The organism is Pseudomonas sp. TH15 (assembly GCF_016651105.1).
GTDB lineage: Bacteria > Pseudomonadota > Gammaproteobacteria > Pseudomonadales > Pseudomonadaceae > Aquipseudomonas.
On record NZ_JAEKEL010000001.1, the window covers coordinates 139722 to 166458 of the forward strand.

25 protein-coding genes and 1 pseudogene are annotated in these 26737 nt (G+C 60.5%); 14 read left to right on the forward strand and 12 right to left on the reverse strand.

The window, feature by feature from the left end:
• Positions 1-177: 177 nt before the first annotated feature.
• The 5 genes and pseudogenes from JFT87_RS00665 (at position 178) to JFT87_RS00685 (ending at position 5717) form a co-directional block, all read left to right on the forward strand.
• Positions 178-1915 (forward strand): annotated as a pseudogene (locus JFT87_RS00665) (FAD-dependent oxidoreductase).
• Positions 1899-2732 carry an aldo/keto reductase gene (locus JFT87_RS00670; protein ID WP_201198115.1) on the forward strand — a complete coding sequence of 278 codons (834 nt, stop codon included), beginning with the start codon at positions 1899-1901 and terminating at the stop codon, positions 2730-2732. The pseudogene JFT87_RS00665 and the gene JFT87_RS00670 overlap by 17 nt, the downstream one beginning before the upstream one ends.
• Before the next feature lie 148 nt (positions 2733-2880).
• On the forward strand, positions 2881-3729 hold the full coding sequence (gene ypfJ / locus JFT87_RS00675; RefSeq protein WP_201198116.1) for a KPN_02809 family neutral zinc metallopeptidase: 849 nt from the start codon (positions 2881-2883) through the stop codon (positions 3727-3729).
• 134 nt (positions 3730-3863) lie between these two features.
• Positions 3864-4763: a KPN_02809 family neutral zinc metallopeptidase gene (ypfJ, locus tag JFT87_RS00680; RefSeq protein ID WP_201198117.1), complete on the forward strand. Its 900-nt coding sequence runs from the start codon at positions 3864-3866 to the stop codon at positions 4761-4763.
• Positions 4764-5717 carry an alpha/beta hydrolase family protein gene (locus JFT87_RS00685; protein ID WP_201198118.1) on the forward strand — a complete coding sequence of 318 codons (954 nt, stop codon included), beginning with the start codon at positions 4764-4766 and terminating at the stop codon, positions 5715-5717. It abuts the gene before it with no gap.
• Positions 5718-5813: 96 nt separating this feature from the next.
• Here the strand turns inward: JFT87_RS00685 and JFT87_RS00690 are convergent, their stop codons facing one another.
• From JFT87_RS00690 to JFT87_RS00700, 3 genes are all read right to left on the reverse strand, one after another.
• A complete protein-coding gene (locus JFT87_RS00690; protein WP_201198119.1) occupies positions 5814-6407 on the reverse strand; it encodes an HAD family hydrolase in 594 nt (197 codons plus the stop codon).
• Complete coding sequence (gene tesB / locus JFT87_RS00695; RefSeq protein ID WP_201198120.1) at positions 6404-7273, reverse strand: acyl-CoA thioesterase II; 870 nt, start codon at positions 7271-7273, stop codon at positions 6404-6406. The genes JFT87_RS00690 and tesB overlap by 4 nt, the downstream gene beginning before the upstream one ends.
• Positions 7274-7377: 104 nt before the next feature.
• A complete protein-coding gene (locus JFT87_RS00700; protein WP_201198121.1) occupies positions 7378-7947 on the reverse strand; it encodes a GNAT family N-acetyltransferase in 570 nt (189 codons plus the stop codon).
• 86 nt (positions 7948-8033) lie between these two features.
• Between JFT87_RS00700 and JFT87_RS00705 the strand changes: the two genes are divergently transcribed.
• Both JFT87_RS00705 and JFT87_RS00710 read left to right on the forward strand, forming a co-directional pair.
• Positions 8034-8954, forward strand: a complete 921-nt coding sequence (locus JFT87_RS00705; protein ID WP_201198122.1) for a histone deacetylase family protein — start codon at positions 8034-8036, stop codon at positions 8952-8954.
• Between the two features lie 284 nt (positions 8955-9238).
• Entirely contained in the window at positions 9239-10486 is a 1248-nt protein-coding gene (locus JFT87_RS00710; RefSeq protein ID WP_201198123.1) for a TIGR03862 family flavoprotein, read from the forward strand.
• Positions 10487-10555: 69 nt separating this feature from the next.
• Here the strand turns inward: JFT87_RS00710 and JFT87_RS00715 are convergent, their stop codons facing one another.
• Positions 10556-11890, reverse strand: a complete 1335-nt coding sequence (locus JFT87_RS00715; protein ID WP_201198124.1) for a DEAD/DEAH box helicase — start codon at positions 11888-11890, stop codon at positions 10556-10558.
• Between the two features lie 65 nt (positions 11891-11955).
• A complete protein-coding gene (gene yedA, locus JFT87_RS00720) occupies positions 11956-12882 on the reverse strand; it encodes a drug/metabolite exporter YedA (RefSeq protein ID WP_201198125.1) in 927 nt (308 codons plus the stop codon).
• Positions 12883-13047: 165 nt separating this feature from the next.
• Between yedA and JFT87_RS00725 the strand changes: the two genes are divergently transcribed.
• Positions 13048-13503, forward strand: a complete 456-nt coding sequence (locus tag JFT87_RS00725) for an Lrp/AsnC family transcriptional regulator (RefSeq protein ID WP_201198126.1) — start codon at positions 13048-13050, stop codon at positions 13501-13503.
• Between the two features lie 121 nt (positions 13504-13624).
• On the opposite strand, the gene JFT87_RS00730 is transcribed toward JFT87_RS00725, so the two are convergent.
• The 3 genes from JFT87_RS00730 to JFT87_RS00740 form a co-directional block, all read right to left on the reverse strand.
• On the reverse strand, positions 13625-14236 hold the full coding sequence (locus tag JFT87_RS00730; RefSeq protein WP_054052626.1) for a 3'-5' exonuclease: 612 nt from the start codon (positions 14234-14236) through the stop codon (positions 13625-13627).
• A gap of 22 nt (positions 14237-14258) precedes the next feature.
• Complete coding sequence (locus JFT87_RS00735; RefSeq protein ID WP_201198127.1) at positions 14259-14738, reverse strand: LabA-like NYN domain-containing protein; 480 nt, start codon at positions 14736-14738, stop codon at positions 14259-14261.
• A 189-nt stretch (positions 14739-14927) separates the two neighbouring features.
• Positions 14928-15686: a DUF2076 domain-containing protein gene (locus tag JFT87_RS00740; RefSeq protein WP_201198128.1), complete on the reverse strand. Its 759-nt coding sequence runs from the start codon at positions 15684-15686 to the stop codon at positions 14928-14930.
• Between the two features lie 177 nt (positions 15687-15863).
• Between JFT87_RS00740 and JFT87_RS00745 the strand changes: the two genes are divergently transcribed.
• Together JFT87_RS00745 and JFT87_RS00750 are read left to right on the forward strand one after the other, a co-directional pair.
• Positions 15864-16538: a YciC family protein gene (locus JFT87_RS00745; RefSeq protein ID WP_201198129.1), complete on the forward strand. Its 675-nt coding sequence runs from the start codon at positions 15864-15866 to the stop codon at positions 16536-16538.
• Between the two features lie 73 nt (positions 16539-16611).
• A complete protein-coding gene (locus JFT87_RS00750; RefSeq protein ID WP_201198130.1) occupies positions 16612-17691 on the forward strand; it encodes an endonuclease/exonuclease/phosphatase family protein in 1080 nt (359 codons plus the stop codon).
• Positions 17692-17876: 185 nt separating this feature from the next.
• Here JFT87_RS00750 and hrpB read toward each other — a convergent pair whose 3' ends face one another.
• A complete protein-coding gene (gene hrpB, locus JFT87_RS00755; protein WP_201198131.1) occupies positions 17877-20396 on the reverse strand; it encodes an ATP-dependent helicase HrpB in 2520 nt (839 codons plus the stop codon).
• A 109-nt stretch (positions 20397-20505) separates the two neighbouring features.
• Here hrpB and JFT87_RS00760 point away from each other — a divergent pair, with 109 nt between their 5' ends.
• Positions 20506-20925, forward strand: coding sequence for a polyribonucleotide nucleotidyltransferase (locus JFT87_RS00760; RefSeq protein WP_201198132.1), 420 nt, complete (start codon positions 20506-20508; stop codon positions 20923-20925).
• Positions 20926-20954: 29 nt separating this feature from the next.
• A complete protein-coding gene (locus tag JFT87_RS00765) occupies positions 20955-21863 on the forward strand; it encodes a cation diffusion facilitator family transporter (protein WP_201198133.1) in 909 nt (302 codons plus the stop codon).
• Between the two features lie 24 nt (positions 21864-21887).
• On the opposite strand, the gene JFT87_RS00770 is transcribed toward JFT87_RS00765, so the two are convergent.
• Positions 21888-23006 carry a DUF6515 family protein gene (locus JFT87_RS00770; protein WP_201198134.1) on the reverse strand — a complete coding sequence of 373 codons (1119 nt, stop codon included), beginning with the start codon at positions 23004-23006 and terminating at the stop codon, positions 21888-21890.
• A 415-nt stretch (positions 23007-23421) separates the two neighbouring features.
• Between JFT87_RS00770 and JFT87_RS00775 the strand changes: the two genes are divergently transcribed.
• The gene (locus tag JFT87_RS00775; RefSeq protein WP_007937367.1) at positions 23422-23901 is read left to right on the forward strand and encodes an Lrp/AsnC family transcriptional regulator; all 480 of its coding nucleotides are present in this window, start codon (positions 23422-23424) and stop codon (positions 23899-23901) included.
• A 282-nt stretch (positions 23902-24183) separates the two neighbouring features.
• A complete protein-coding gene (locus JFT87_RS00780; protein WP_201191946.1) occupies positions 24184-24390 on the forward strand; it encodes a DUF2788 domain-containing protein in 207 nt (68 codons plus the stop codon).
• Here the strand turns inward: JFT87_RS00780 and JFT87_RS00785 are convergent.
• Both JFT87_RS00785 and amn read right to left on the reverse strand, forming a co-directional pair.
• Positions 24385-25026: a pseudouridine synthase gene (locus tag JFT87_RS00785; RefSeq protein ID WP_242486353.1), complete on the reverse strand. Its 642-nt coding sequence runs from the start codon at positions 25024-25026 to the stop codon at positions 24385-24387. The two genes, JFT87_RS00780 and JFT87_RS00785, sit on opposite strands and share 6 nt — an antisense overlap.
• A gap of 75 nt (positions 25027-25101) precedes the next feature.
• On the reverse strand, positions 25102-26601 hold the full coding sequence (gene amn / locus JFT87_RS00790; RefSeq protein ID WP_201191944.1) for an AMP nucleosidase: 1500 nt from the start codon (positions 26599-26601) through the stop codon (positions 25102-25104).
• Between the last annotated feature and the right edge of the window lie 136 nt (positions 26602-26737).

Genomic DNA, 26737 nt, shown 5'->3' on the forward strand with positions numbered 1-26737 from the left:
GGGAGGCTCCCAACACAATTTGTCCGATTCTAGAAGACAACCTCCCGGATGCGAAATCTGGAACTCGCTGTCCGATAACCGCCCGTTTTGTGGTTTCAAGGCTTGTCGTCCGCCTGTCGCACTGGTTATTTTCTGGAATCAAATTCCAAAAATAAATAACCGCTGGAGCGTTGTCTGATGCCTGCCGAACTCTCTGATATCGACTGCGACGTTTTGGTCGTCGGTTCTGGCGCCGCCGGGCTTTCAGCCGCCGTCACAGCAGCGTGGCATGGCCTGAAAGTCATCGTGGTCGAAAAAGATCCGGTATTTGGCGGCGCCACGGCGTGGTCGGGGGCTGGGCATGGGTGCCCTGCAACCCACTGGCCCGTCGTGCCGGCATCATCGAAGACGTCGAGCAACCGCGCACTTATCTGCGCCATGAATTGGGCGAGCACTTCGACCCGGGCATGATCGACGCCTTCCTAGCAGCAGGCCCGCGCATGGTCGCGTTTTTCGAACAACACACCGCGCTGCAATTTGCCGACGGCAACGCCATCGCCGACATTCATGGCGACACGCCAGGCGCGGGCACTGGTGGACGCTCAGTGATTGCCGCGCCCTACGAGGGGCGCAAAGTCGGACGCTTGCTCAAACGCCTTCGCACTACCCTGCGCGAAACGTCCTTCATGGGCATGCCCATCATGGCCGGGGCGGATCTGTCGGCCTTCCTCAATCTGACCCGCTCGTTCAAGGCCGCATGGCACGTAACCCGACGTTTCACTCGGCACCTGTTTGACCTTGCGCTGCATGGCCGAGCACTGCAACTGGTCAACGGCGTGGCGCTGATTGCGCGACTGGCAAAATCGGCCGACGACCTCGGCGTCCTGCTCTGGGAGTCGGCGCCGGTCACTGAATTATTGCGCGACGGCTCCCGCGTCTCGGGCGCGGTGGTCAACACCGACAAAGGCCCGATGCGCATTCATGCGCGTAAAGCCGTGGTGCTCGCGGCAGGTGGCTTCGCCAATGACATCGAGCGGCGCAAAGCGTTGTTCCCGCGCACGCCTACGGGCCACGAACACTGGGCGCTGCCGCCACTGGCGGTCAACGGCGACGGCTTGCGCCTGGGTGAAAGCGTCGGTGCCAGGGTCAACAACAATGTCGCTTCGCCCGTCGCGTGGGCACCGGTGTCGCTGGTGCCACATTCCGACGGCAGCACCGGTCATTTCCCACACATCATCGAGCGCGGCAAACCGGGGATCATCGGCGTATTGCGCAACGGTCAGCGCTTCGTCAATGAAGCCAACGGTTACTTCGACTATGTCAGCGCCATGGTCGACGCCGCGCCACACGGCGAAGATGTTGCCTCCTGGCTGATCTGCACACACGCCTTTCAGCGCCGCTATGGCCTCGGCATCTCGCGGCCGTTTCCGCTTCCGCTGTCAGAATTTATCCGCAGCGGCTATCTGAAAAACCGGTAATACCGTCGAAGAATTAGCCCTGGCCTGTGGCATCGACCCGAGCGGTTTGCGCGCAACCCTCGACGACTACAACCGCCACGCGCGCCACGGCGAAGACCCGTTATTCGGTCGCGGCTCGACCCCATACAACCGCAAGCAAGGCGATTCGACGAACCTGCCCAACCCTTGCGTTGCCCCAATAGAAGCCGGCCCGTTCTACGCCGTGAAAGTACAACCGGGGTGCTTTGGCACTTTCGCCGGTCTCAAAGTCAACCCACACGCCCAGGTGCTCGACGGCAGCGATCAGCCCATCAGCGGGCTTTATGCGGCGGGCGGCGATATGGCCAGCATCATGGGGGTCATTACCCGGCGGGGGAATCAACATCGGCCCGGCGCTGACGTTCGGCTACATCGCCGCGCGCCACATCGCCGGCATCACTGCTTTCGAACAGGAGAGCGATCATGCAGCGCATCGTTAACGCACACGGTTTGAACATGCCCAAACTCGGGCTCGGCACCTCGCCGATGCTCGATGAAGAATGCACCCGTGCAGTAGAGCAGGCGCTGGAACTGGGTTACCGACACATTGATACGGCAGCGGGCTACAACAACGAAGACGCGGTCGGACAAGCGCTGGCGAATACGCCGACACCCCGCGAGCAGATTCACGTCACCACAAAAGTCTGGTGGGATCAGTTGCAACCAGACGCCATGCGCCACTCCATGGATCGCAGCCTCAAGGCTCTGCGCAGCGACTACGTCGACCTCTTCATGATCCACTGGCCGAGCACCGATTGGGATCTGCCACGCACCCTCGACACCTTGGCCTCGCTCAAACAGCAGGGACTGGCGCGCAATATCGGCGTGGCGAACTTTCCTCTGCCGCTGCTGCGCAAAGTCGTCGAGGAATACGGCATTGCTCTGTCGGCGATTCAGGTCGAGTACCACGTGCTTCTCGGACAAAACGCCCTGCTCGACTACGCCCGGCAACACGACATGGCGCTGACGGCCTATACACCGCTGGCCCGCAACAAGGTTTCACACATTAGCGAGATCCAGCAAATTGCGGCGAAACATGGCGTGCTGCCGACCCAGGTCGCACTGAAATGGCTGCTCGACCAAGCCAATGTTGCGGCCATTCCCAAGGCCAGCAGTAAAACCAATCAACTGGCCAATCTGGCGGCGCTGGAGGTCAATCTGGACGATGACGACCGTGCACTGATCGCCAGCCTGTCGAAGCGCGAACGTCAAGTCAGCCCGGACTTCGCGCCAGTGTGGGACGCGTTTGATGATTGAGTAGGAAAGCAGCGTTTGCCCGGTTCGAAACGTCCGTTACAAGATCGGTCTTACGCGCTCTTACACATCCGCCCTGCAGAACTTGATCCATGCAGTTATTCATAGGCGAGGCGACAAACGCCTCATCAACCTATGAGAGACCGCAACCATGCTATGGAACAAGGCAAGACGCAGTGAAAACATCAACGACACGCGAAAGGGCAAGGACGCCCGCACACTGACAGGGAAAAATCTCGGTGCAGGACTGGCCGCTGTCGTACTGAGCGGCGCGGCACTCCATTCGACATTCAATGCGCTACCGTCGCAAGATTCCGTCGAAGATCAAGTCAGCCAACTGATAGCGCCCAACGACGATCCTCAACTGAGGTTCATCGAATCGATATTGGGCGATACCGAAGACACCTGGAAACAACTGTTTGCCAAGAGTGATCGGCATTACCCGGCCCCAACGCTGACGCTGTTCAGCGATGGCGTGGCTTCTGGTTGTGGCTTTTCTGCGGCTTCAAGCGGCCCGTTCTATTGCCCGGAAAATCAACAGCTCTATCTGGATCCGGCGTTCTTCGAACAAATGGCTCAGCGTTATTCGGTGGTCGGCGACTTCGCCCAGTCCTTTGTCATCGCGCATGAGGTCGGCCATCACGTACAGCTCGAACTGGGACTTTCCGCGGCGTTTGAAACTGCGCTGTCGGCTCGCCTGCCAGTGACCGGCGACGCCGGCCTCAAGGTACGCGCTGAGCTACAGGCTGATTGTCTGGCCGGGGTCTGGGCACATCATGCCCAGCAGCGTCTGGCGTGGCTGGAGCCGGGTGATATCGACGGGGCTCTGAACGCAGCCGCCACATTCGGTGACGACTACCTGCAACGCGCGCAAAACCAGACAGTACGCCCGGAGACCTTCAGCCACGGTACCTCGCAGCAACGCAGCGCCTGGTTCAGCGCAGGATTCGATAGCGGCCGGATCGATGCCTGCGCTACCTTCAACGCCGCGCAACTGTAAGCTCACCGATACGGCTGTGTCTGGTCGAACCGTCAGCGATCAGCATGGTCTGACGACCGGACTGGCGCCGTGACCGCGCACCAGCAACACTCATCACCACGTAACTCTTTACCGTACAAATAGAGGATTCCCACATGCTATGGAAAAAAGGCCGACGCAGCGACAACGTGGTCGATGCCCGTGGTGATGATGTCGGTGGTGGCGGTGGCGGCGGCGGAATGCGCTTTGGTGGTGGCAAGGGCTTGAGCCTGACGGCGATCCTGTTGATCGTCGGGATTGGCTGGATTACCGGCCAGGATCCGTTGCAGATCCTCGGACAACTGACCGGGCAAATGACCGAACAATCGGCGCCGGCCACGACTCAGACTCGCAAGGCGCCACCGGCCAATGACGAACAGGCCGAATTCGTGCGCTCGATCCTCGGTGATACCGAGGACACCTGGGGCCAGATTTTCCAGCAGGCCGGCAAGCAATATAAGAACCCGACCCTGGTGCTGTTCAGCAACCGCGTGAACTCGGCGTGCGGCCTGGCGACTTCGGCGACCGGTCCGTTCTACTGCCCGGCCGATCAGAAGGTTTATCTGGACATGGCGTTCTTCCAGGAAATGTCGCAACGCTTCTCCGCTGCGGGCGACTTCGCTCAGGCCTACGTGATCGCTCATGAAGTCGGACACCATGTTCAGACGTTGCTCGGCGTTTCCGCGAAAATTCAGGCGGCTCGCCAACAAGGCCGGCAGATGGAAGGCGATGGTGGTTTACTGGTGCGCCAAGAGCTTCAGGCCGATTGCCTGGCCGGGGTCTGGGCCAACAATGCTCAGAAACGTCTGAACTGGCTGGAGCCCGGTGACATCGAGGAAGCCTTGAACGCCGCCAATGCCATTGGCGACGACCGCTTGCAACAGCAAAGTCAGGGCCGCGTGGTCCCGGACTCGTTTACTCATGGCACGTCAGCGCAAAGGGTGCGCTGGTTCAAAACCGGTTTCGCCCAAGGCCAGGTTGGCCAGTGCGATACCTTTGCGGCGAAAAACCTGTAAATGCATAGATGGCTTTTGGCGTTACTGATCATTGGCAGCACCGCGCAAGCGGCCGGCGTCGACGCGATCAGCTCCGGTCGCTTGCAATTCAAGGCTGGCGAAATGGCGGTGGGCATCGGCCCCGCGCCCGAGAAGATCGAGCGCGTGCTGATCGTCATTCATGGTCGGTTGCGTAACGCCGAGACCTATCGCAAAAGCGCCGAAAGCGCTGCCGAACTGGCGGGACAAACCGCGCACACGCTGGTGATCGCGCCGCAGTTTCTCAACGAAAGCGATGTTGCCCTGTATTCCTTGCCCGCAACATTGCTGCGCTGGAAAGGCAACGAATGGATGGGCGGCGGTTTATCCACAGGGCCGAATCCATTGAGTTCCTATGCGGCGCTGGATGAAATCGTTGCGCGCATCAGTGATCGCAAACAATTTCCCGACGTGAAGCAAATCGTGATCTTCGGCCACTCTGGCGGCGGCCAGGTGGTGCAGCGTTACGCCCTGCTCGCCAAGGATCAGCCGGCGCTTAAAGCCAACGGCATCCGCTTGCGTTATGTGGTAGCCAATCCGTCTTCTTATGCGTACTTCAATGAGCAACGACCGGTGGCGTTCGATCATGCCAAGTGCGCGGGTTTCAATCGCTGGAAGTACGGTCTGGCAGACATGCCGGTGTATGCCGGCGGGCAAACACCGTTGCAGCTGGAAAGCAGTTACACCAAACGCGAAGTGATTTATTTACTCGGGCAACAGGATATCGACCCCCAGCATCCGGCGCTGGACAAGAGCTGTTCAGCCGAAGCGCAAGGCGCTTATCGCTTGGAGCGCGGCAAGCTGTTTTTCGGCTACCTGCTGCGCCGCCATCCGGAAGGAGTCAATCAACGACTGGTCGAGGTACCCGGGGTTGGGCATAACGGCGATGGAATGTTGACCTCGCCGGAGGGGCAGAAGGCTCTGTTCGAGCAGTAAGGACGTCTTCGCGGGCAAGCCTTGCTCCAACAGATCAGCGCTGATTTGTAGGAGCAAGGCTCGCCCGCGAAGAGGCCCAAGCATCCAGCAACAATCTCAAGCGAAAAGCATCTGCCGCAACTCAACACAATCCTGCGCATGCCAATCCGCCAACTCCGGCCACGGGTTCTCAGGCAGATTCACCAGCACCGTCTGCGTGCCCGCCGCTCGACCGCAATCCAGGTCGAAGCGGTAATCCCCGACCATCACCATCTCGCTCGCCGGCACGCTCCAGGCTTCAGCCAACTTCAGCAAACCACCGGGATGCGGCTTCGGCGGCGCTTCGTCACGGCCCAGCACGTCCTCGACCGCGAAGCAGTCGGCCAGGCCGATTGCCTCCAGCGTCACATGGGCCAATTCCCGTGCGTTACGAGTAAGGATGCCGAGGCGATAACCGCGCCCGGCCAGTTCCCGCACCAGTTCCACGGCACCCGGTGCCGGCTTCGAACCCAACGCCAAGTCCCGTTCATGCTCCAGCAACCACGCATGTTTGGCAGCGGCTTCTTCGGCTGGCAGTGCGGCGAGGTGGGTCAGGATGTCGTCTTCGGGCGGGATCGCCAGCGCCACGCGAATTGCCGCGAAGTCATGCACGGCCACCGTCAGGGTGCCGTCCATGTCGAACACCCAGTGCCGCACCTCGGCCAGGCTCATGCCCAATCCTTGCGATGGCGAATCAGGCCTTCCTGAGTCACCGAAGCCACCAGTTGCCCGGCGCGATTGAACACGCTGCCACGGGAGAACCCGCGGGAATTGCCGGCCCACGGGCTGTCCATGGCATAGAGCAACCAGTCATCGGCACGCAGGTCCGAATGAAACCACAACGCGTGGTCAAGGCTGGCGACCTGCATGTCTTTCTGCCAGACCGATTTGCCATGAGGCAGCAGTGAAGTGGTCAGCAGTCCGAAGTCCGAGGCGTAGGCCAGCAGGTATTTGTGCAGCGCCGGCGAATCGGCCAAGGCACCATCAGCACGAAACCACACATACTTGATCGGGTCAGACGCTTGCGGGTTGTAGGGATCTGTCTCGGTCACCGGGCGGAATTCGATCGGTTTCGGGCACAGCAGTTTTTCGCGCATGTGTTCCGGAATCAAGTGCGCGCGTTGCTGGGCAAGCTCGAGTTCAGACGGCAGGTTTTCCGGGCCGACCACTTGTGGCATTTCGGTCTGGTGCTGGAAGCCTTCTTCGTCGTACTGGAAGGAGGCACTGCAAGTGAAAATCGGATTGCCCTTCTGGATCGCCGTCACCCGACGAGTGCTGAAACTGCCGCCATCGCGCACTCGATCAACCTGATACACCACCGGCAACTTGGCATCGCCCGGACGCAGGAAATAACCGTGCATCGAATGTACATGCCGCGTTTCTTCAACGGTCTGACTGGCCGCCGACAGGGACTGGCCGAGCACCTGGCCGCCGAACAACTGACGGAAACCCAGATCCTGGCTGCGGCCACGGAACAGGTTTTCTTCAATCGGTTCCAGGGTCAGCAGGTCTACCAGATCTTCCAACACTTGGCTCATTCAGGCTCTCCTCACACAACGCAATGCCGCGCAGTCTTGGCTGCGGCGGTCGACTCAGTTAATGGCTCACGCCAATGGCGGCCATTGTAAACGTCCGTGCCTGCTTATCCATGCAAGGTTTGCAGCCATTGCTCACGGGTGATGCGGTACAACACATGGTGACGCAGCGGATGATCGACCGCGAGCCTCGGGTGCTCAAAGTCATCGGCTGACTCATGGTGCATTCCGATGGCCTGCATGACTTTCTCCGACGGCAAATTGGTTTGCGTGGTGAAGGCCACGACTTCCTTCAGCGCCAACCGGTCAAAGCCACAGCGCAGAGCGGTCCACGCGGCCTCACTGGCGTAACCCAACCCCCAATGCTCGCGGGCCAGGCGCCAGCCGATCTCGATGGCCGGCACAAACGGCGCATCGAAGTTAACCTCCGCCAGCCCGGTAAACCCGATGAACTGGCCGGTATCCTTGCGCTCCAGCGCCCAGAGACCGAAACCGTGCTCGGCAAAATGCCCGCGAATCCGCCCGATCAGCGAAGCACTTTCCAGTCGACTCAACGGCGCCGGGAAATAACGCATCACCTGTGGATCGGCACACATCGCCGCAAACTCCGGCAAATCCTCATCGCGCCATTGCCTGAGCAGCAGTCGTGCGCTTTCGAGTTCCAGTATCGGCTCCATCGTGCTCCTCCAATTCCATGCTCCGAGTCTACATCGCTGGTAGGATCCTTCACTGATTCCTACAGGCCTTCCTAGATAAATCTGCCATGCCCCTGCCGTTGATCTACCACGAAGACTACAGCCCCGAGTTCCCGGCGGAGCACCGCTTCCCGATGGACAAGTTTCGCCTGCTGCGCGATCACCTGGTGGACAGCGGCCTGACCCGGGACGCCGATTTGCTGCGTCCTGAGCTCTGTCCTGCCGAGATTCTGGCCCTCGCTCATGACCCTGCGTATATCGAACGCTATATGAGCGGCGAGTTGTCCCGCGAAGACCAGCGGCGGCTCGGCCTGCCGTGGAATGAAGCCCTGGCCCGGCGCACGGTGCGGGCGGTTGGCGGTTCATTGCTGGCGGCCGAACAAGCACTCGAACACGGACTGGCTTGTCACCTGGCCGGCGGCACCCACCACGCTCACTACGACTACCCGGCGGGGTTCTGCATCTTCAATGACCTGGCGGTGATCAGCCATTACCTGCTGGAAAGCGGTCGGGTGAATCGGGTACTGATCTTCGATTGCGACGTACACCAGGGCGACGGGACTGCACGGATTCTGCACAACACCCCGGACGCGGTGACCGTTTCCCTGCACTGCGAGAAGAATTTTCCTGCACGCAAGGCCGAAAGTGACTGGGACATTCCACTGCCCAAGGGCATGGGCGATGCCGATTACTTGAAGGTGGTGGACGACGCGCTCAACTATTTGCTGCCGCTCTACCAACCCGATCTGGTGCTGTATGACGCCGGGGTGGATGTGCATAAGGATGACGCACTGGGTTACCTGAAGCTGACAGACGAAGGCGTCGCCGCCCGCGATGAAAGCGTGATGCGCCACTGCCTGGGCCGGGACATTCCGGTGGTCGGGGTGATCGGCGGCGGCTACAGCAAGGACCGCCAGGCCCTGGCCCGCCGCCACGGCATCCTCCATCACAGTGCGCAACGGGTCTGGCAGTCATCAGGTTGTCACTGAGTTGTGGATGCTTTACCCACAATGCCTGTGGAACTGCCTGTGGATAACCTGAGTGAAAGCGCCTACCGCCCATAGTGGCCGAGGCTCACAGCGTACTGACTATTTTTTAACCAGGTACTGAATGAAACGAAAATCCCCTTGTGCGAGCGAGCCTGCTCGCGAAGGCGTCGGTGCACTCAACATCTCACTGACTGACCCAGCGCTTTCGCGAGCAAGCTCGGCTCCTACAAAGGATCTGCGCTGTTAGAATGCGCGGCTTATCCCGCCATACCGCAGCGCTCGCCATGACCCAGAACTCCGCCTCCTCCCCCGCTCACGTCGCCATCATCGGCGGTGGCCCCGCTGGCCTGATGGCCGCTGAAGTGCTGAGCCAGGCCGGAATTCGCGTTGATCTGTACGACGGCATGCCCTCGGTAGGCCGCAAGTTTCTGTTGGCCGGGGTCGGCGGCATGAACATCACCCACTCCGAAGCCTACCCGGCATTCCTCTCACGCTACGCCGAGCGCGCGCCGAACATTGCCCCGCTGCTGCGCGACTTTGATGCCGATGCGTTGTGCCAATGGATTCATGACCTGGGCATCGAAACCTTTGTCGGCAGCTCCGGCCGGGTATTTCCTACGGACATGAAAGCCGCGCCCCTGCTGCGCGCCTGGCTCAAACGCCTGCGGGACAGTGGCGTAGTTATCCACACCCGCCACCGCTGGCTGGGTTGGAATGCCGATGGCAGCCTGAAAGTGTCCAGCCCCGAAGGTGAAAAAACCTTAACAACCGACGCAACCTTGTTAGCCCTCGGCGGCGGCAGTTGGTCGCGCCTCGGTTCGGACGGCGCCTGGATGCTGCCACTTGAACAGCACGGCGTAGGACTGGCGCCGTTGCAACCGAGCAATTGCGGCTTCGAGGTGCAGGCCTGGAGCGAATTGATGGTCAGCAAATTCGCCGGCGCGCCGCTGAAAAATATCGCCATCGGCCTCAATGACGACATCCCGCGCCTCGGCGAGTGCGTGATCACCGCCACGGGCATTGAGGGCAGTTTGATCTACGCCCTGTCGGCACCGATCCGTGAAGCCATCAATCTGCATGGCTCGGCGACTGTTCATATCGACCTATTGCCGGGCCGACCTGTGGATAAAGTTGAGGCTGCGCTGAGCAAACCGCGCGGTTCACGCTCGATGTCCAAACACTTGCACAGTCAGTTGGGTCTTGATGGCGTCAAAGCGGCGCTGTTGCGCGAACTGACCGGCGCAGAATCCTTTGCCGATCCGGCATTGCTGGCAAAAGCGATCAAGGCATTGCCACTGACGCTGGTGAAAACCCGTCCATTGGACGAAGCCATCAGCAGTGCGGGCGGCGTGAAGTTCGAGTCGATGGATGAGCGCTTGATGCTCAAGCAGCTGCCTGGGGTGTTCTGCGCGGGCGAAATGCTGGACTGGGAAGCGCCGACGGGCGGCTATTTGCTGACGGGGTGTTTTGCCAGTGGGCGGGCGGCGGGGTTGGGTGTCGTGCAGTGGCTTAAAAGCAGCGCCAGGCTTTGAGCCACAAGCTGCAAGCAAAAGCACAACGCTTCTGACTTGCAGCTTGCAGCTATTTACTCGAAGCCGCTTTTACGGCTTACGCTTACGCGGCCCAGTGTTAAACACCGGCACTTTTCGCACAGGCTTGAGCGAAGGTTCCACCGCCGAAGCATCCCCGCTCTCAACCCATTTACCGAGGTTGCGCTTGCTGCCACCGGAGGTCTTTGGCTTCTTCGGTTTTTTCGGTTTCTTCACCACCTGACCACTGGAATCAGTATCCGGCACCCGATGTTCAGGCTCGAAATCCTGCTCCATCTGGCGCGTCAGGGTCTGACGGGTCAGCATCTCAATGGCGGACAGCTGATTCACTTCATCCGCGCACACCAGGGAAATTGCCTCACCGGTGGCACCCGCACGACCGGTGCGGCCGATACGGTGGATGTAGTCCTCAGCCACGATCGGCAGGTCGAAGTTGACCACCATCGGCAGATCTTCGATATCCAGACCACGGGCCGCAACGTCGGTCGCCACCAGAATCTGTATTTCGCTGGCCTTGAAACGATCCAGCGCGCGCTGACGGGTCGCCTGGGGTTTGTCGCCGTGAATGCCGTCGGCATTGATGCCCAGGCCCTGAAGTTTTTCCACCAGCGCGTCCACGCCATTGCGGGTTTTGGCGAACACCAGCACCTGTTTCCACTTGCCCTTGCGCAGCAAGTGAATGAACAGCTCCGGCTTACGCTTCTTGTCCACCACCACAACCCATTGCTTGACGGTGTTGGCCGCCACGTTGCGCGGGCTGACTTCGATGCTCAGCGGGTCGTTGAGCATTTGCCCGGCCAGCAAGCGGATCGCGTCGGAGAAGGTCGCGGAGAACAACAGCGTTTGACGTTGCTTCGGCAGCACGCGGTAAATGTTCCCCAGCTCTTCGGAGAAGCCCAGATCGAGCATGCGATCGGCTTCGTCCAGGATCAGCGTTTGCAGCTGATTGAACTTGAGGGCCTTCTGGCGATACAGGTCGAGCAAACGACCCGGAGTCGCCACCAGCACATCAACCCCTTTGCGCAGCTTCATCATCTGCGGGTTGATGCTGACGCCGCCGTACACCGCGTAAGTACTCAACGGCAGGTTCTCGGCGTACTGGCGCACGGCTTCGTGAACCTGTTCGGCCAGTTCGCGGGTCGGCACCAGGATCAGTGCACGCACCGAGTTGGAGGCCACTTTCGGCCCTTCCATGGCCAGCAACTGCAGCAGCGGCAGCGCGAAACCGGCGGTCTTGCCGGTGCCGGTCTGGGCCGCAGCCATCAGGTCGCGACCGGCCAGCACCGCCGGAATGGCTTGCGCCTGGACCGGCGTAGGTGTCTGGTAGCCGAGCGTCTCGAGAGAGCGCAGCAAGGGTTCGATCAGGCCAAGGGAGGCGAAAGTCATGGGATTACCGTAGGAAAATTCAGCGCGGTTGTGCAAAACGAGTGTGCAATGGCGCGCAGTTTACCCTAATTCACACGGGATTCTGTCGGTGCCACCACCGCAGGTCGTTCCGGGCGCCGACGCCATTGTGGCAAGCCGATCAAGACCACGGCGCTGATGATCACCGCCATGGCAATCGCTTCCTCGATACCGATGGTCTCGCCAACAAACACGATGCCCAGCAACACCGCCACCGCCGGGTTGACGTAGGCATAACTGGTGGCCGCCGCTGGACGTACGTGCTTCAACAAATACATGTAGGCGTTGAAGGCAATGATCGAACCGAAACCGATCAAGTAGGCCAGCGCCAACCAGCCTTCGACCGGCGGCACACTGTCCAGACGCTCACCACTCAGCGCACTGCCGATCAACAACACCACGCCACCCACCAGCATTTCCGCAGCACTGGCCATCGCGCCCTGGGGCAACGGCAAGTGTTTGCTCCACACCGAGCCGAAAGCCCAGGCTGCGGCGGCGAACACCAGCAACATCGCGCCCAACGGGCTCGATTGCAGGTTGGAGCCGAGGTTGAGCATGGCGATGCCGACCAACCCGAGCACAATCCCGGCCCATTCAAGACGCGTATTACGCGCCCCCCAGAAATAACCGCACAGCAGCGTAAACAAAGGCACCGTCGCCACCGCCAGCGCGGCAACACCGGAGGCCACCCCGCTATGCTCGGCCATGCTCACCGCACCGTTACCGAAACTGAGCAGCAAAATGCCGATCATGCCCGCCGCTTTCCACTGCGCCCAGGTCGGTGCCGGGGCCCCGCGCCAGCGCAGGAACGCATACATCAACGATCCGGCAATCACAAAGCGAATACCGCCGAGCATCAACGGCGGCCAGTACTGCACGCCAATGCGAATGACCAGATAGGTCGAGCCCCAAATCACGTACAACGCGAAAAAAGCAGCGATCAACGGTAAGGGGAAGCGACGTAAGCCAGGCATTGGGCAGCTCTCAGGCAAGAGAAGGAGAGCAGATATTCTAGAAAGGCCAACGGCTAAAAATAAGCTACAAAACCTGTTTATCGCGCCGGTACACTTTTCAAAACACGGAGATCACCGCTATAAACCGTGTATTCGAAAGTCATGTCATTTTCAGGAATTCCCACGATGGACAAGTACGACCGCATGCTCCTCAGCGCCCTGTTGGAAAACGGTCGAGCGTCCTACGCCGAACTGGCGCGCAAGGTGAACCTGTCCGCCCCGGCCGTGGCCGAGCGCGTGGCCAAACTTGAGTCCTGCGGGGTGATCACCGGTTATCAGGCCAAGGTCGACCTGTCAAAAATCGGCCTGCCGATCCAGTGCGTCATCGAATTGCGGCTAAACCAGCACGGCAATCAGAAAACCTACGACGAACTGATCAAAATCCCGCAACTGACCGAGTGCCACCGGGTGACGGGGGATCCGTGCGTGATCATGCAAGCGGCGGTGGGGTCGATGCCGGAGTTGGAGGCGTTGATTAATCGGGTGGCGAAATTTGGGTTTAGCAAGACGTCGATTGTGTTGTCGAGCGCCATCGAAAAACGCGTGCCGCTCGACCACATCGAAAACAACGGCAAATCCTGAGGACGAACATGCCCCTGTGGGAGCGGGCTTGCTCGCGAAAGCGTCGGCACATCCAACCTCGATGTGACTGACAGGCCGCTTTCGCGAGCAAGCCCGCTCCCACAGGGGATTTGCGGTGTCGTCAGAACCCGCGATGGCGCTTGAGATGTTCGTTGATCTTCGCCGCCGGCACTTTCTGCAAGCTGACCAGCAAATCATGGGACAACTCCCGCAACCCGTGCTGCTGCCGCAGTTGCTCAGCCAAGTGCGTCGTCAGGTTCGCCGCCATCTCGGCATCCGCCATCGCCCGGTGAGCCTTGCCGGTATTAGGCAGGCTGGCGAAAGTGGTGAGCGTCCCGAGTTTGTGATTCGGCGCCGCCGGCATCAGACGCCGGGCCAGTAACAGTGAGCAGGCAAAGTTCTGCAACCGTGTGCGTTTGATCCGCCCCAGTTCAAAGTCCCAGAACTTCTGGTCGAACGCGGCGTTGTGCGCCAGCAGCGGCGTAATGCCGACGAACTCGTTCACCTCGTTCATCACCTGCTCGGCCGACGGTGCGGTGCGCAGCATGGCGTTGCTGATGCCAGTGAGTTGTTCGATGAACGCCGGTACGCGCACGCCGGCGTTCATCAGGCTCTGGTAACGCTCGACGATGCGCCCCTGTTCAAGGATCACCACGGCGATTTCCGTGGCCCGGCAGCTACTGCTTGGGGAGATCCCGGTGGTTTCAAAGTCGATGACTGCTATGCGTTCCAAACCTGTTTCAACTCCGTAAAAATCAATTCTTGAGCAGCAACGCGCCTTCGATTGGCACGTAGCGGCTGGCGGCGCGGATCAGCGAGTTCGCGGTCAGGCCCGGCACGCCGTAAGCCACGGCTTGTACGCCGTGCTTGCTGATGATGCGATCCAGCAGCATGTCGAAATCACCATCGCCGGAAGCCAGCACCACTTCGTCGACATGATCGGCGGCGTCCATGATGTCGAGGGTAATACCTACGTCCCAGTCGCCCTTGGCCGAGCCGTCGCTGCGCTGGATGTAAGGCTTGAGCTTCACGATGAAGCCCAGGTTGCGCAGGATCTGCTGGAACTGCTGCTGCTTGCTGTCACCACGATCGATGGCGTAGGCATACGCCTCGACAATCTCGCCCTGTTTACTGATATCTGCCCACAGCGCGGCATAGTTGAAGTGGCAACCATAAGCCTGACGCACGGTGTAATAGAGGTTTTGGACATCGGCAAACACTGCGATTTTTTTCACCGTGCATCCTCATGAGCGCACAAGCGCGCGGGCAGGATCAGGCCCCAGGCCCGAAAAGTTGCCCAGTATGCCAGCCTGAAGGATTGTTCCGCGAATAATCACCGGCAGGCGCGCAGGTGCTGCTGACGAGTGGTGAGGGGATTTATCCCCTCACCACAGGTTTGGTGTCAAACCTGATGAATGCAGGTGTCAGACGAAGGAGTCGTCGTCATCGCCGCCGAAGAACGATGAGTCGTCATCGTTGTTGTAGTCGGTGTCGCTAAGGTCGCCCTGATCGTTGGAGTCGTTGCCGGCCATGCGCTGGTCATTGCCCCGGTCATTACCGCTTTGATCATTGACCTGGGCCGGTTCTTCCTTGATGACTTCGACGATTTGCTGCGGCTGCTGATTGCTGTGGAACATACTGCTGATGCCTTCTGCCAGCATCACACCACCGGCCACGCCAGCCGCGGTTTTCAGCGCGCCACCGAGGAAGCCGCTGCCCGCCGCCGGAGCGGCTTGCTGCGCGTAGTTAGGCGGCGGCGCGCCGAAGTTCTGCTGGGGCGCAGGCGCGTTAAAGTTCTGCTGCGGCGCCGGCTCGCGCCAGCCGCCGGTCGAGGCTGGAGCGCTTTGGGTTGGCGCTGGGCGCGAGCTGCCGCCACCAAAGATGCTCGACAAAAACCCGCCGCCGCTCGGCGCAGGCGCGGCACTTTGTGCTTTGGCCTGTTGCAGTTCGTCCTGCAATTGCTGGATTTGCTGGGTCTGTTGCTTGTTCTGTTCGTCGAGGCTCTTGATGGCAGCCTCTTGCACCAGAATCGCCTGGGTCATGAAATAGCCCGCGGCGGGCTGGCGAGTCAGGTGTTCCTTGATCCGCGCCTCGGCTTGAGCGTCGCGCGGGGCTGAATCCGTTTCGGCCTGTTGCAGCCGGGAAAACAGTCCATCGATCAGGGTTTGTTCTTCGCTGTTCATGGCGACCTCGTAGATTGCCGGGAATATCGTCTTCCTCATCCACGATGGACAAGGCGCCTACCAGTTATGGGGCTGATACAGGATGTTTCAATAGCCTTTACCTAACGTTTACGTTTGCGCCCCCCGACGCTTCATCGGTTAAAGTGTGGGACTGCTTTTAACCTGCGATACCGACTGATGAATCCGTTCGATGTGCTGCGTGACTCCTTGTACTTCTTCAAGCGCAATCTGGGCCAGATCGTGCAACTGTGCCTGCCGCTGGTGATTCTTGAGGCGTTCTTGCAACAATTGGTGGACAACACCGCCGCCCCGGACGGTTTCCCCGGTTACAGCGTGGTCGTTGGTTTACTGGTGTATCCGCTGTATACCGCCGCGTTGATCCTGTTTCTCGACGCCCGCAGCCGTGGCGAATCGCCGCGCATCCGTGACCTGCTGGCGATGTCCGCCACGTTGTGGCCACGCTTTGCCCTGCTCACCGCGCTCAACACCTTGTTGATCCTGATCGGCCTGTCGCTGTATTTCCTGCCGGGCCTGTGGCTGATGGTGACGCTGGCCTTCGCCGAGTACTTGCTGGTGCTGCGCGGTATGGCGCCGCTGGCGGCGATGAAAGAAAGCCTGCGCCTGACCCGCGGCCATTTCCTGCGCATTCTGGTGTGCATCCTCTGTGTTATGGGGCCGTTGTGGGTGCTCAAGGGCGCCAGCTACGCGGTCTATCCCGAACCACAGAACCCGGCAATCGCCCTGCTGATCGACAGCGTCCACAGCTTCCTGCAACTGTTCACCAGCGTGGTGCTGTTCCGCCTGTTTATGCTGATTGGCGAAGTGCCTGACAAAAACGACAGACCTGTCTGACCGCTCTACCCTTGGGCGCGGCCCTCGCTCTCGGGTATGCTCGGGTCATCTTTGTAACGCTATAAGCCGAGCCATGACCCGTCTACTGCGCTACACCCTGCTGGGCCTGTTTGCTTTCGTTGGCCTGATCGGCCTGCTGATCTACAGCGTGACCTGGCGACCCGACGCCAAGGAAGTGCTGCCGGTCAGTTGCAACGCCAAGGCGCCGACCCTGGTGCCCGGTCAAGCCTTGAAGGTGATGACCTGGAACGTTCAGTACCTGGCGGGTAAACGCTACGTGTTCTGGAACGACCTGGCCCAGGGTGACGACGAAAGCCCCACGCTCGAAGACATGGCCTTCAGCCTCGATGAAGTGGCGCGGGTGATTCGTGACGAGCAACCGGACGTCGTGCTGCTGCAAGAACTCGATGACGGCGCCAAGGCCAGCGACTATCAGAATCAGGTCAAACTCTTGCAGGAACGGGTCGCCGACCTGTACCCCTGCAACGCCCACGCCTTCGACTGGAAGGCCGACTTTGTGCCAGATCCGCATATCTTCGGCAGCGTCGGCCGGCAACTCGCCACCCTGAGCCGCTTCCAGATCGGACATGCCGAGCGCCTGCAATTGCCGGTGGCACCCGCCAACGTCATCAGCCGTCAGTTCAAACCGAAAAACGCTTTGCTGGTGGCGTATCTGCCGTTGAGCGATGGCGGGCAGATCGCGGTGCTCAATACCCACCTGGACCGCGTCCGCCAGCCCGACGACACCTTGCAAGCCCAAGTGACAGCGGTGGCCAAGGTCCTCGACAAATACGAAAGCCGCGGCACACCGTGGCTGATTGGCGGCGACTTCAATCTGTTGCCGCTGGGCCAATACCGACGCCTGCCCGCCGAGCAACGTACGCCCTACTCCGCCGACAGCGCATTGCATGTGCTGTGGGACAAATACCCGATGATCCCGACCAACAACGAAGCCAGCGGTGCTGATCGGGCGCAATGGCTGACCCATTACCCGAACGATCCCGGCTTGAACGGCCCGGACCGGACGGTCGACTACCTGTTTTACAGCCCGCGGATCAAACGGGTCGAGGCAACGGTGCGCCAGGACGATACATTGCGGATCTCCGATCATTTGCCGGTGATCGCGCGTTTCCTCCTGCCCGCCACCCCATAGATCAAATTCTGGGAGCCGGATCTCCGGTACAACACAAATCATTGTGCGAACGACTGAGCGCAAAGAACGCTTGGAACCCAGGCAGAATGTAACCGGGGACAGACCTTACGCTGGTGCACTTGCCATGAAGGATCCGTCCATCTTCAATCAGGCACTGCGCGATCTTCTTTTGTTGGTTGCGCTCCTCAGGTGCCGCGCGGTTTAGCCCGCGCGGTGGCTTCGGCCACCAACGGATCATCCGGCCAGTAATGCTTCGGATAACGCCCCTTCAAATCCTTCTTCACCTCGGCATAGGTGCTGCGCCAGAAGTTGGCCAGGTCCTGGGTGACCTGCACCGGCCGCCGCGCCGGGGATAACAGATGCAGTTTGACCACCTGCCGGCCGCCAGCGATGCGCGGGGTTTCGGCCAGGCCGAACAGTTCCTGCAAACGCACCGCCAGAATCGGTGGATGCTCGCTGTAATCCAGCCGAATCGATGAACCGGACGGTACGCTCAGATGATGCGGCGCCAGCTCATCGAGCCGTTGCGGCAATGGCCACGGCAATTGGTTATGGACGATGCTCGACAGGTCGAGATTGCCGAAGTGACTGAGCCGCGAGACCTTGCCCAGGTACGGCATCAACCAGTGTTCAAGGTTCTTGAGCAACGCGGCGTCGCTGACATCCGGCCATTCGCTCTCACCTTTACTGCCCAGGTCCAACTGCCGCAACAACGCCACCCGCGCCTGCCACTGACGCAGCTCCGGGGTCCACGGCAACAGTTCCAGACCTTTGCGCCGCACCAGATTGACCAACGCCTGGCTGCGGGCGGTTTCGTCGAGGCCGGTCAAGGGCTCGCGACTGAGGATCAACTCGCCGACCTTGCGCTGACGCTCGGCCCGCAACACGCCTTCGCGCTCGTCCCAATCCAGTTGATCGACGCAGCGTACTTGCTCGGCCAGGACTGAATCGAACAACGCCGGATCGAAATCCGCCGCCAGGTATATTCGCTCTTCACGCTGGCCCTGACGGCTGCCCAGATCGGCGATCACCAGCCAAGGCTGTTTCATCAAACTGTCGGCCTCGGCGAACAACGCCGCCCGGCCATTGGCCAGACGATATTCCGCGCCACCGGGCCGCCGCTGTTGCGCGACTCGATCCGGATAAGCCAGCGCCAACAGCGCACCGAGCCAACGCGGGTGATCGGGATCGCTGACCAGCTCCGACGCTTTGCCGCGCAAGTAGCCGCGATACTGCCGTGCGAGTTGCCGGGCTCGTTGCACACCGCCCTGAGCACCGCGTGCGGCTCGTTCTTCGCCGGATAACAGCACCAATCGGCTGTGCAGATCCGCCCCGGCGCCGCGCAAGATATCCCGCTCGCCGAGCAGGGCCGCGACATCGCAAGCCATGTCGGCCAGCCCTAGCGCCTGACCGCGCAACAGCAAATGCCCGATCCGTGGATGCGCCGGCAGTTCGGCCATGGCCTGGCCGTGTCGGGTCAGCGCTTCGCCGTCGAGTGCGCCGAGGCGCTCCAGCAGATCCTGAGCCTGTGCATAAGCCGCTGCCGGCGGCACGTCGAGCCACACCAATTGCCCAGGCTTTACGCCCCAACGCCCCAATTGCAAGGCCAGGCCGGCAAGGTCTGCCGAGAGAATTTCCGCACTGGCGTAGGCCGCCAGTTGTTCATGCTGATCCTGCGACCACAGGCGATAACACACGCCCGGCTCCAACCGCCCGGCCCGGCCGGCGCGCTGAGTGGCGCTGGCGCGGGAGATGCGCTGGGTGTCGAGGCGAGTCATGCCGCTGCCGGGGTCGAAACGCGGGACCCGCGCCAACCCGGCATCGATGACGACGCGCACGCCGTCGATGGTCAGGCTGGTCTCGGCGATGTTGGTGGCCAGCACCACTTTGCGAAAGCCTGCAGGTGCCGGATCAATCGCGGCGCGTTGCGCGGCCAGATCGAGTTCACCGTGCAACGGACAAAGCAAAATCTGCGTGCTCGCACCCAAGGCATCCGCCAACTGTTGATGCACCCGACGGATTTCCGCCTGCCCCGGCAAGAACACCAGCACGCTGCCGGTTTCGTCATTCAAGGCTTCGAGGATGGTTTGCACCAGACGCGGCTCGATGAATTCACCGGGCTGGAACGGCCGGCCCCAGTGCATCACCACCGGATACATCCGGCCTTCGCTGCGCAGGATCGGCGCGTCATCGAGCAACCCGGCCAGGCGTTCGCCTTCCAGCGTCGCGGACATCAAGAGGATTTTCAGCGGCTGGTCTTCGCGAAACAGCTCCCGGCCATTAAGACTCAGGGCCAGTGCGAGATCAGCGTCGAGGCTGCGCTCGTGGAATTCATCGAAGATCAGCAAACCGACGCCATCCAGCGCCGGATCATCCTGCAAGCGCCGGGTGAGAATGCCTTCGGTGACCACTTCGATCCGGGTATTGGGGCCGACTTTGCTGTCGAGGCGAATGCGATAGCCAACAGTTTCCCCGACCTTCTCGCCCAACTCACTGGCCAGGCGCTCCGCCGCTGCCCGCGCCGCCAGCCGGCGCGGTTCGAGCATCAGAATGGTCTGCCCGGCCAGCCACGGCTCGTGGAGCAAGGCCAACGGCACGCGGGTGGTTTTACCGGCGCCGGGCGGTGCTTCGAGCACGGCTTCATGGCGTGTCGCCAAGGCTTCACGCAGGGCGGGTAAAACTTCATCAATCGGCAAAGAAATCATGCTGGCTCCAAAACAGAGGGCCGAGTATAACGGCGAACTGCCAGGCGTTTGTCGCGGTCTTAATTCATAACAACGACGCTTCGTTTCTAGATGACTCAGGAGATTTCATATGCGTATCCCCTTTCGCCTGATTGGCGGTGTACTGGTCGCCACCCTGCTGACCCAGGTGACCGCCTGCGGTTCGATTTTCTACCCTGACCGTCGTGGTCAGATCGACGGCAAAGTCGACCCGGCCATCGCCGTCCTCGATGCCGTGGGTTTGCTGTTCTACATCATCCCCGGCCTGGTCGCGTTTGCCGTGGACTTCGCCACTGGCGCGATTTACTTCGAGCCGGGCAAGACCGCTCAAGTGGCGCCGGAAAAACTCAAGGAAGCGATTGGTGCTGACGGCAAGGTCGATAACCACAAGTTGCAGACCATTCTCGAAACTGAACTGGGCCGCAGCTTCCCGCTGGACGATCCACGCCTGATCCAACACAAGGGCAGCACCCAGCAACTGGCCATGTTCGGCCTGCAACCTGCCGCGTAACCCGTGCACTTAAAGGAAAAGCCGTTCCCATGACCACCAGCCTTGAACATGCTCGCCTGCTGCGGTTGGCGACCCGCGCCTCCGTGGCTGTCGCCTGTACGCTGATTGTTGCCAAAGGCATTGCCTGGTGGCTGAGCGGTTCGGTGAGCATGCTCGCCGGGCTGACCGACTCGGCGCTCGACGGCATCACCTCGCTGCTCAACTTGCTGGCGGTGCATTACGCCCTGCGCCCGGCCGATGACGATCATCGTTACGGCCACGGCAAGGCCGAATCGCTGTCGGGCATGGCCCAGGCGCTGTTTATTGGTGGCAGTGCGGTGTTGATTGCATTGCAGGCGATTGATCGGCTCAAGCATCCGGAACCGGTCGGCGCACCGTGGCTCAGCATCGGGGTGATCGTCTTTTCCCTCGCGCTGACCCTGGCGTTGCTGATGCTGCAACATCGGGTAATCAAGGAAACCGGCTCCAACGCTGTGCGCGCTGACTCCCTGCATTACCGGTCGGACATGATGCTCAACGGCAGCATTCTGGTGGCACTGGTGCTGGCCGGGTTCGGCTGGAATCAACTGGATGCCTGGTTTGGCCTGGGGATTGCCGGGTACATCCTCTGGAGTGCGGTGCAGATCGCCCGGGAAAGTTTTGCGGTGCTGATGGATGAAGAGCTGCCGACGGATGTCAGCCAGCACATGCTTGAACTGGCTTGCGGGGTACCGGGTGTTTTGGGAGCGCATGACCTGCGCACGCGGATTTCCGGCAATCACTGGTTTGTGCAACTGCACCTGGAACTGCCGGGAGAGCTGACCCTGTCAGTCGCCCACGGCATCAGCGATCAAGCCGCCGATGCGATTCACGCCGCTTACCCGCGAGCCGAAGTGCTGGTGCACGCCGACCCGATAAAAGCAGCTACAAGCCGCGAGCCTCAAGCTTCAATCCTGTAGCTCGAAGCTTGCAGCTCGCCGCTGCTAGTACTGGACTTGATAACCGCGACTGCTCAGGCAATTGCCCTGCGCCTGGCGATACGCCTGAACCACTTCGGGCGCCGGTTGATAGGTCGCGGTGCGCGGGTCGAAGCCGCTTTGCTGCACCGCGTACTGATAGCACTGGTAACCGTCCTGCTGCACTTGCTCCGGCGACTGACCGTTGGCTGGATACGCCTCGACGTCATAACCCGGGGATTGCGGTTGCGGTTGTTGCTGCACTGGCGGTTCGACCACGACATAATCCTGGGTACTTTCTTCGTAGGCGTAGTAAGAACCCGCCGCGAGGAACAGCAGCGCCCCGCCGATCCAGACTTCACGGGCGTAATCGGGCATGTAGTGCACACGAATCCCGCGAGGCGGCTGCACCACCACATAACGCGGACCTTGCGGGCGATACCAGTAGCCGCCAGAGAAGAAGTAATCCTGGCCACGGTAAGGCACGCGGAAGTTACGATCCGGGAAGCGGTCGATCATATGACCAGGACGATACTGCGGTCCTGGCCCCCAGCCATTACCGTGCCCATCCGGGCGCCCCGGCCAATGATTGTCGTTTGGGCGATTGTTGGTCTGCCAATGCTGGTTGTTGTAGCCGTTTTGCGGACGCTCGTCGCGGTAGTAACCCTGACGCGGTTCCTGGGTCTGGCGCACGGCATCGGGGCGCGGCTGAATCGGCAGGCTGTTGGCCGGCGGTGGCGGTTGGCGCACCGGATTGGGGTTGTAGGCAGGCCGGTTCTGGTCGTGGTTTTGCCACTGACCATTGTTATTGTGCGGCTGCCCGTTGTGTTCGAACTGTCGGCTGTTCTCACCCCGAATGACTTCGTTGTTCTGCGGCCGCGGCTGATTCTGCTGCGGAACGTTTTGCGGATGCGGCTGATTATTCTGTTGCGGGGTGTTCTGCGGGCGTGGCTGATTTTGCGGCACATTGTTCTGCGGGCGCGGCTGATTACTGCCGCCATGTTCCTGATTATTGTTGCCCTGATGCTGCGGGCCATGCTGCCCACCGTTGGGGCTGCGGCTCTCGGGGTCATCGGCGAGCGATTGCGCAGTGACACTTACACACAGCAAACCAACACCGGCCAAACGCCAGATGTGCGACTTCATGCTTTTCCTCACTGCGGGTTAGGGCCTGTACGTAAGACTGAAAAACCACAGGCCGGTTCTGCGACAGGTTATCAGTCGCGCAACTTATTTCGCAGGCAATAAAAAAGGGAGACCCGTCGGCCTCCCTTTGAGAACTTCGTCCGTGCTCAACGCTTTTGACGTTGGCTCACCTCACGCCGTCTTCTGGACAGTGTGTAGCTCGGAGGCCGGCACATCCCCGGTGGGGGTGGCGGCCGCGGCAGGCCTGATTGGGCGAGCCGTTGTGGACTGTTTGTCCGAGCAGTGATTCTGGTAATAAGAATAGGCTTGGGCCACCGGCAGGGGATTGCGAAGATTGCTCAAACAAACATCACTTGCGCAATTTTTAACCCTGGATAGATAATCTTCCGCAATAGTTATGACAAAGGCCTGATTGATGAGCAAACTCGACCGATACGACCTGAGCATTTTGGCGGAACTGCAGCGTGACGCGCGCATCTCCAACCAGGAACTGGCCGAACGCATCGGCCTGTCGCCTTCACCGTGCTCGCGCCGGGTCAAACAGCTGGAAGACGACGGCTACATCTCCCGCCAGGTCGCCTTGCTGGACCGCAAGATGCTCGGCTTGAGTCTGACGGCCTATGTGTTGATCGGCATGGACCGCCACACGCCCGAGCGTTTTGAAAATTTCGAAGCGGCAATTCGGACGTTGCCGCAGGTGCTGGAATGCAGCCTGGTGACCGGGATGGATGCCGACTATCAGCTTAAGGTGGTGGTGCCGGACATGGACCACTATCAGAAACTGCTGCTGGGGCATTTGACCCGGATTGAAGGCGTGACCAGTGTGCGGTCGAGTTTTGTGTTGAACCAGGTGTTGAACAGTACCGAGTTGCCGTTGACTCATTTGCGCAGCTGATCAAAAGCCCCCTCACCCCAGCCCTCTCCCGGAAGGAGAGGGAGCCGACCGCAGGGTCTGCCGCTATACGTTGACCTGAAAGATCGAGTCGATTATGGATCCACAACCGCTAAAACAGGTCGGCGGAGTTCATCAGCATCCCCGGTTCGGTCCCCTCTCACTCTGGGAGAGGGCTAGGGTGAGGGCAACAGCTCCGGATCAGACCCAGATCAATGCCACCCCCACACACCTTGGCGTATACTCGCCGCGCCCTTTTAGCCCCGCGCGCGTCGGAGAAACCTAATGGATCCAGCAGTATTCGAAGAGTGGATGATGACCGGACTGGTCACCATTCTGATCATTTTCATGGGTTTCATCGTCTGGGATCTGGCGAAAAAATCCAAGGCCGGCAAATTCGGCACCTTCATTCTGTTCTTCGTGCTGGGCCTGGGGATTCTCGCGTTCATCATCAAAAGCGTGGTCATCGCCTACATCGAAAGCTCGTCATAAACGCGCTGGCACTTCCTTCCACTGGCCCTGATCGAGCCCTTCGATCGTCCAGTCGCCAATTTTGACTCGCACCAGGCGCAATGTCGGTAAGCCGACCGCAGCAGTCATGCGTCGTACCTGACGGTTGCGACCTTCACGAATCACCAACTCCAGCCAACTGGTCGGCACGCTTTTGCGAAAACGCACCGGCGGGTTGCGCGGCCACAGTGCTGGCTCTTCAAGCTGCCGCGCTTCGGCGGGCAAGGTCATGCCGTCGTTCAGCTCGACGCCATCGCGCAAGCGCTGCAACTGCTCGGCGCTCGGCTCGCCTTCCACTTGCACCCAATAGGTCTTGGCCAGTTTGTGTTTCGGGTCGGCGATCCGCGCTTGAAGCTGGCCGTCGTTGGTCAGCAGCAGCAAACCTTCGCTGTCGCGGTCCAGCCGCCCGGCCGGGTAGATCCCCGGAATCTCGATGAAATCCTTGAGCGTCGCCCGCCCCTCGCCGTCGCTGAATTGCGTCAGCACATCGAACGGTTTATTGAACAGAATCAGTTTCGGCTCGGCCGGCGGCGCTTTGGCGACTCGGCGCGGGGCTGAAGTGGTTGGCGCAGGCTTCACGCCAGGACGGCGGGAAACGGGACGTTGAGGACGAGACATGGGGAAAGGAGCATCTAACGGTCAGGGCTCACTATGCTAGTGGCCTGACCGCCAAATGACCATGACAACTCTCTATCAGCGGAACGGCGGCTCGTCGAAGCTGCGCAGTTTGCGCGAGTGCAACGAGTTGAGTTCGGTGCGCAACAAGTCCACCGCCTCGATGCCGATTTTCAAGTGCTGGCTGACCGCGCGCTCATAGAAGGCGTTGGCCGAACCCGGCAGCTTGATTTCGCTGTGCAAAGGTTTGTCCGAGACACAGAGCAACGTGCCATATGGCACCCGCAAACGATAACCTTGCGCGGCGATGGTGCCGCTTTCCATGTCCACCGCCACGGCGCGGGACAGGTTGATCAACGGACGTTCCTGAGCCCAGCGCAGTTCCCAGTTACGGTCGTCGTAGGTCAGCACGGTGCCGGTGCGCAGGCGCTTTTTCAGCTCATCGCCCTTCTCACCAGTGATGTTGGCCGCCGCTTGCTGCAACGCCATCTGCACTTCAGCCAGGGCCGGGATCGGAATGTTCGGCGGCACAACCCGGTCGAGAATCCCGTCGCGGCGCATATAGGCGTGAGCCAGCACGTAGTCACCAATGGTCTGCGACTGACGCAAACCGCCGCAGTGGCCGATCATCAGCCAGCAATGCGGACGCAGCACCGCCAGGTGATCGGTGATGTTCTTGGCGTTGGACGGGCCGACGCCGATGTTCACCAGGGTCACACCGTGGCCATCGCTGGCGATCAGGTGATAGGCCGGCATTTGGTATCGGTGCCAGACCACGCCCGCCGCAATCGCGGAGGCTTCGCCGTGGTCCATGCTCTTTTCAATGATCACGTTGCCCGGCAAGACCATGCGCACAAAACGCGGGTCGCTGCGCAACTGTTCCAGACCATGGACGATGAACTGATCGACGTAGCGGTGGTAGTTGGTCAGCAGAATCCAAGGCTGCACATGGCGCCAGTCGCTACCGGTGTAATGCACCAGTCGGCGTAGGGAGAAGTCCACCCGTGCCGCATCGAACAAGGCCAGCGGCAGCGGATCGGTGTTTTCCCAGTCGTACAAGCCATCGGCGATGCCGTCGGTGGCGGCGGACAGGTCGGTACTCGGGAATACTCGCGCCAGCGTGGCAGCGGTGACGCCGGAACCGGCCAGCTCATCTCCCTGCTCGACCACGTACGGATACGGAATGTTCTGCTGACTGACGCCGACTTCGACCGTGACGGTGAAGTCGTGCATCAACGGCACCAGCTGTTCCAGCAGGTATTTACGGAACGCCGCAGGATGGGTGACGGTGACGCTGTAAGTCCCCGGCAACTGAACCTTGGCGTAGGCGCGAGTGGTCTGAGGGACTTCACCCTGGCAGAGGTAGGTCAAACGCAGTTCGGGATAACGAAACATCGCACGCTGTTCGGCGTCCGGTTCGACACGATCCTTGAGGTAACGCTTGAGCGCCTGGCTCAGCGCAGAAGTAGCCTGCTCATGCAGGGCGGCGAGCCGGTCAACGGCTTGTTCGGCGGTTTGAACAACAATAAACGCTTCGGTCACGATCAGCTTCCTGTGTTCTGACTTGCAGACCTTCATCTTGCCTGCATCGTCGCGTCACGGGAACAGTGGCGTTGTGGCGGTACCTAAATCTTTAAATCAATGAAGATCCCCTGTGGGAGCGGGCTTGCTCGCGAATGCGGTGGGTCATTCAATATCTATGCTGACTGACACT

Coding starts and splice junctions, on each gene's coding strand:
- JFT87_RS00670 (WP_201198115.1), top strand. CDS start 1,899: ATGCAGCGCATCGTTAACGCACACGGTTTGAACATGCCCAAACTCGGG.
- ypfJ (WP_201198116.1), top strand. CDS start 2,881: ATGCTATGGAACAAGGCAAGACGCAGTGAAAACATCAACGACACGCGA.
- ypfJ (WP_201198117.1), top strand. CDS start 3,864: ATGCTATGGAAAAAAGGCCGACGCAGCGACAACGTGGTCGATGCCCGT.
- JFT87_RS00685 (WP_201198118.1), top strand. CDS start 4,764: ATGCATAGATGGCTTTTGGCGTTACTGATCATTGGCAGCACCGCGCAA.
- JFT87_RS00690 (WP_201198119.1), bottom strand. CDS start 6,407: ATGAGCCTGGCCGAGGTGCGGCACTGGGTGTTCGACATGGACGGCACC.
- tesB (WP_201198120.1), bottom strand. CDS start 7,273: ATGAGCCAAGTGTTGGAAGATCTGGTAGACCTGCTGACCCTGGAACCG.
- JFT87_RS00700 (WP_201198121.1), bottom strand. CDS start 7,947: ATGGAGCCGATACTGGAACTCGAAAGCGCACGACTGCTGCTCAGGCAA.
- JFT87_RS00705 (WP_201198122.1), top strand. CDS start 8,034: ATGCCCCTGCCGTTGATCTACCACGAAGACTACAGCCCCGAGTTCCCG.
- JFT87_RS00710 (WP_201198123.1), top strand. CDS start 9,239: ATGACCCAGAACTCCGCCTCCTCCCCCGCTCACGTCGCCATCATCGGC.
- JFT87_RS00715 (WP_201198124.1), bottom strand. CDS start 11,890: ATGACTTTCGCCTCCCTTGGCCTGATCGAACCCTTGCTGCGCTCTCTC.
- yedA (WP_201198125.1), bottom strand. CDS start 12,882: ATGCCTGGCTTACGTCGCTTCCCCTTACCGTTGATCGCTGCTTTTTTC.
- JFT87_RS00725 (WP_201198126.1), top strand. CDS start 13,048: ATGGACAAGTACGACCGCATGCTCCTCAGCGCCCTGTTGGAAAACGGT.
- JFT87_RS00740 (WP_201198128.1), bottom strand. CDS start 15,686: ATGAACAGCGAAGAACAAACCCTGATCGATGGACTGTTTTCCCGGCTG.
- JFT87_RS00745 (WP_201198129.1), top strand. CDS start 15,864: ATGAATCCGTTCGATGTGCTGCGTGACTCCTTGTACTTCTTCAAGCGC.
- JFT87_RS00750 (WP_201198130.1), top strand. CDS start 16,612: ATGACCCGTCTACTGCGCTACACCCTGCTGGGCCTGTTTGCTTTCGTT.
- hrpB (WP_201198131.1), bottom strand. CDS start 20,396: ATGATTTCTTTGCCGATTGATGAAGTTTTACCCGCCCTGCGTGAAGCC.
- JFT87_RS00760 (WP_201198132.1), top strand. CDS start 20,506: ATGCGTATCCCCTTTCGCCTGATTGGCGGTGTACTGGTCGCCACCCTG.
- JFT87_RS00765 (WP_201198133.1), top strand. CDS start 20,955: ATGACCACCAGCCTTGAACATGCTCGCCTGCTGCGGTTGGCGACCCGC.
- JFT87_RS00770 (WP_201198134.1), bottom strand. CDS start 23,006: ATGAAGTCGCACATCTGGCGTTTGGCCGGTGTTGGTTTGCTGTGTGTA.
- JFT87_RS00775 (WP_007937367.1), top strand. CDS start 23,422: ATGAGCAAACTCGACCGATACGACCTGAGCATTTTGGCGGAACTGCAG.
- JFT87_RS00780 (WP_201191946.1), top strand. CDS start 24,184: ATGGATCCAGCAGTATTCGAAGAGTGGATGATGACCGGACTGGTCACC.
- JFT87_RS00785 (WP_242486353.1), bottom strand. CDS start 25,026: ATGTCTCGTCCTCAACGTCCCGTTTCCCGCCGTCCTGGCGTGAAGCCT.
- amn (WP_201191944.1), bottom strand. CDS start 26,601: ATGAAGGTCTGCAAGTCAGAACACAGGAAGCTGATCGTGACCGAAGCG.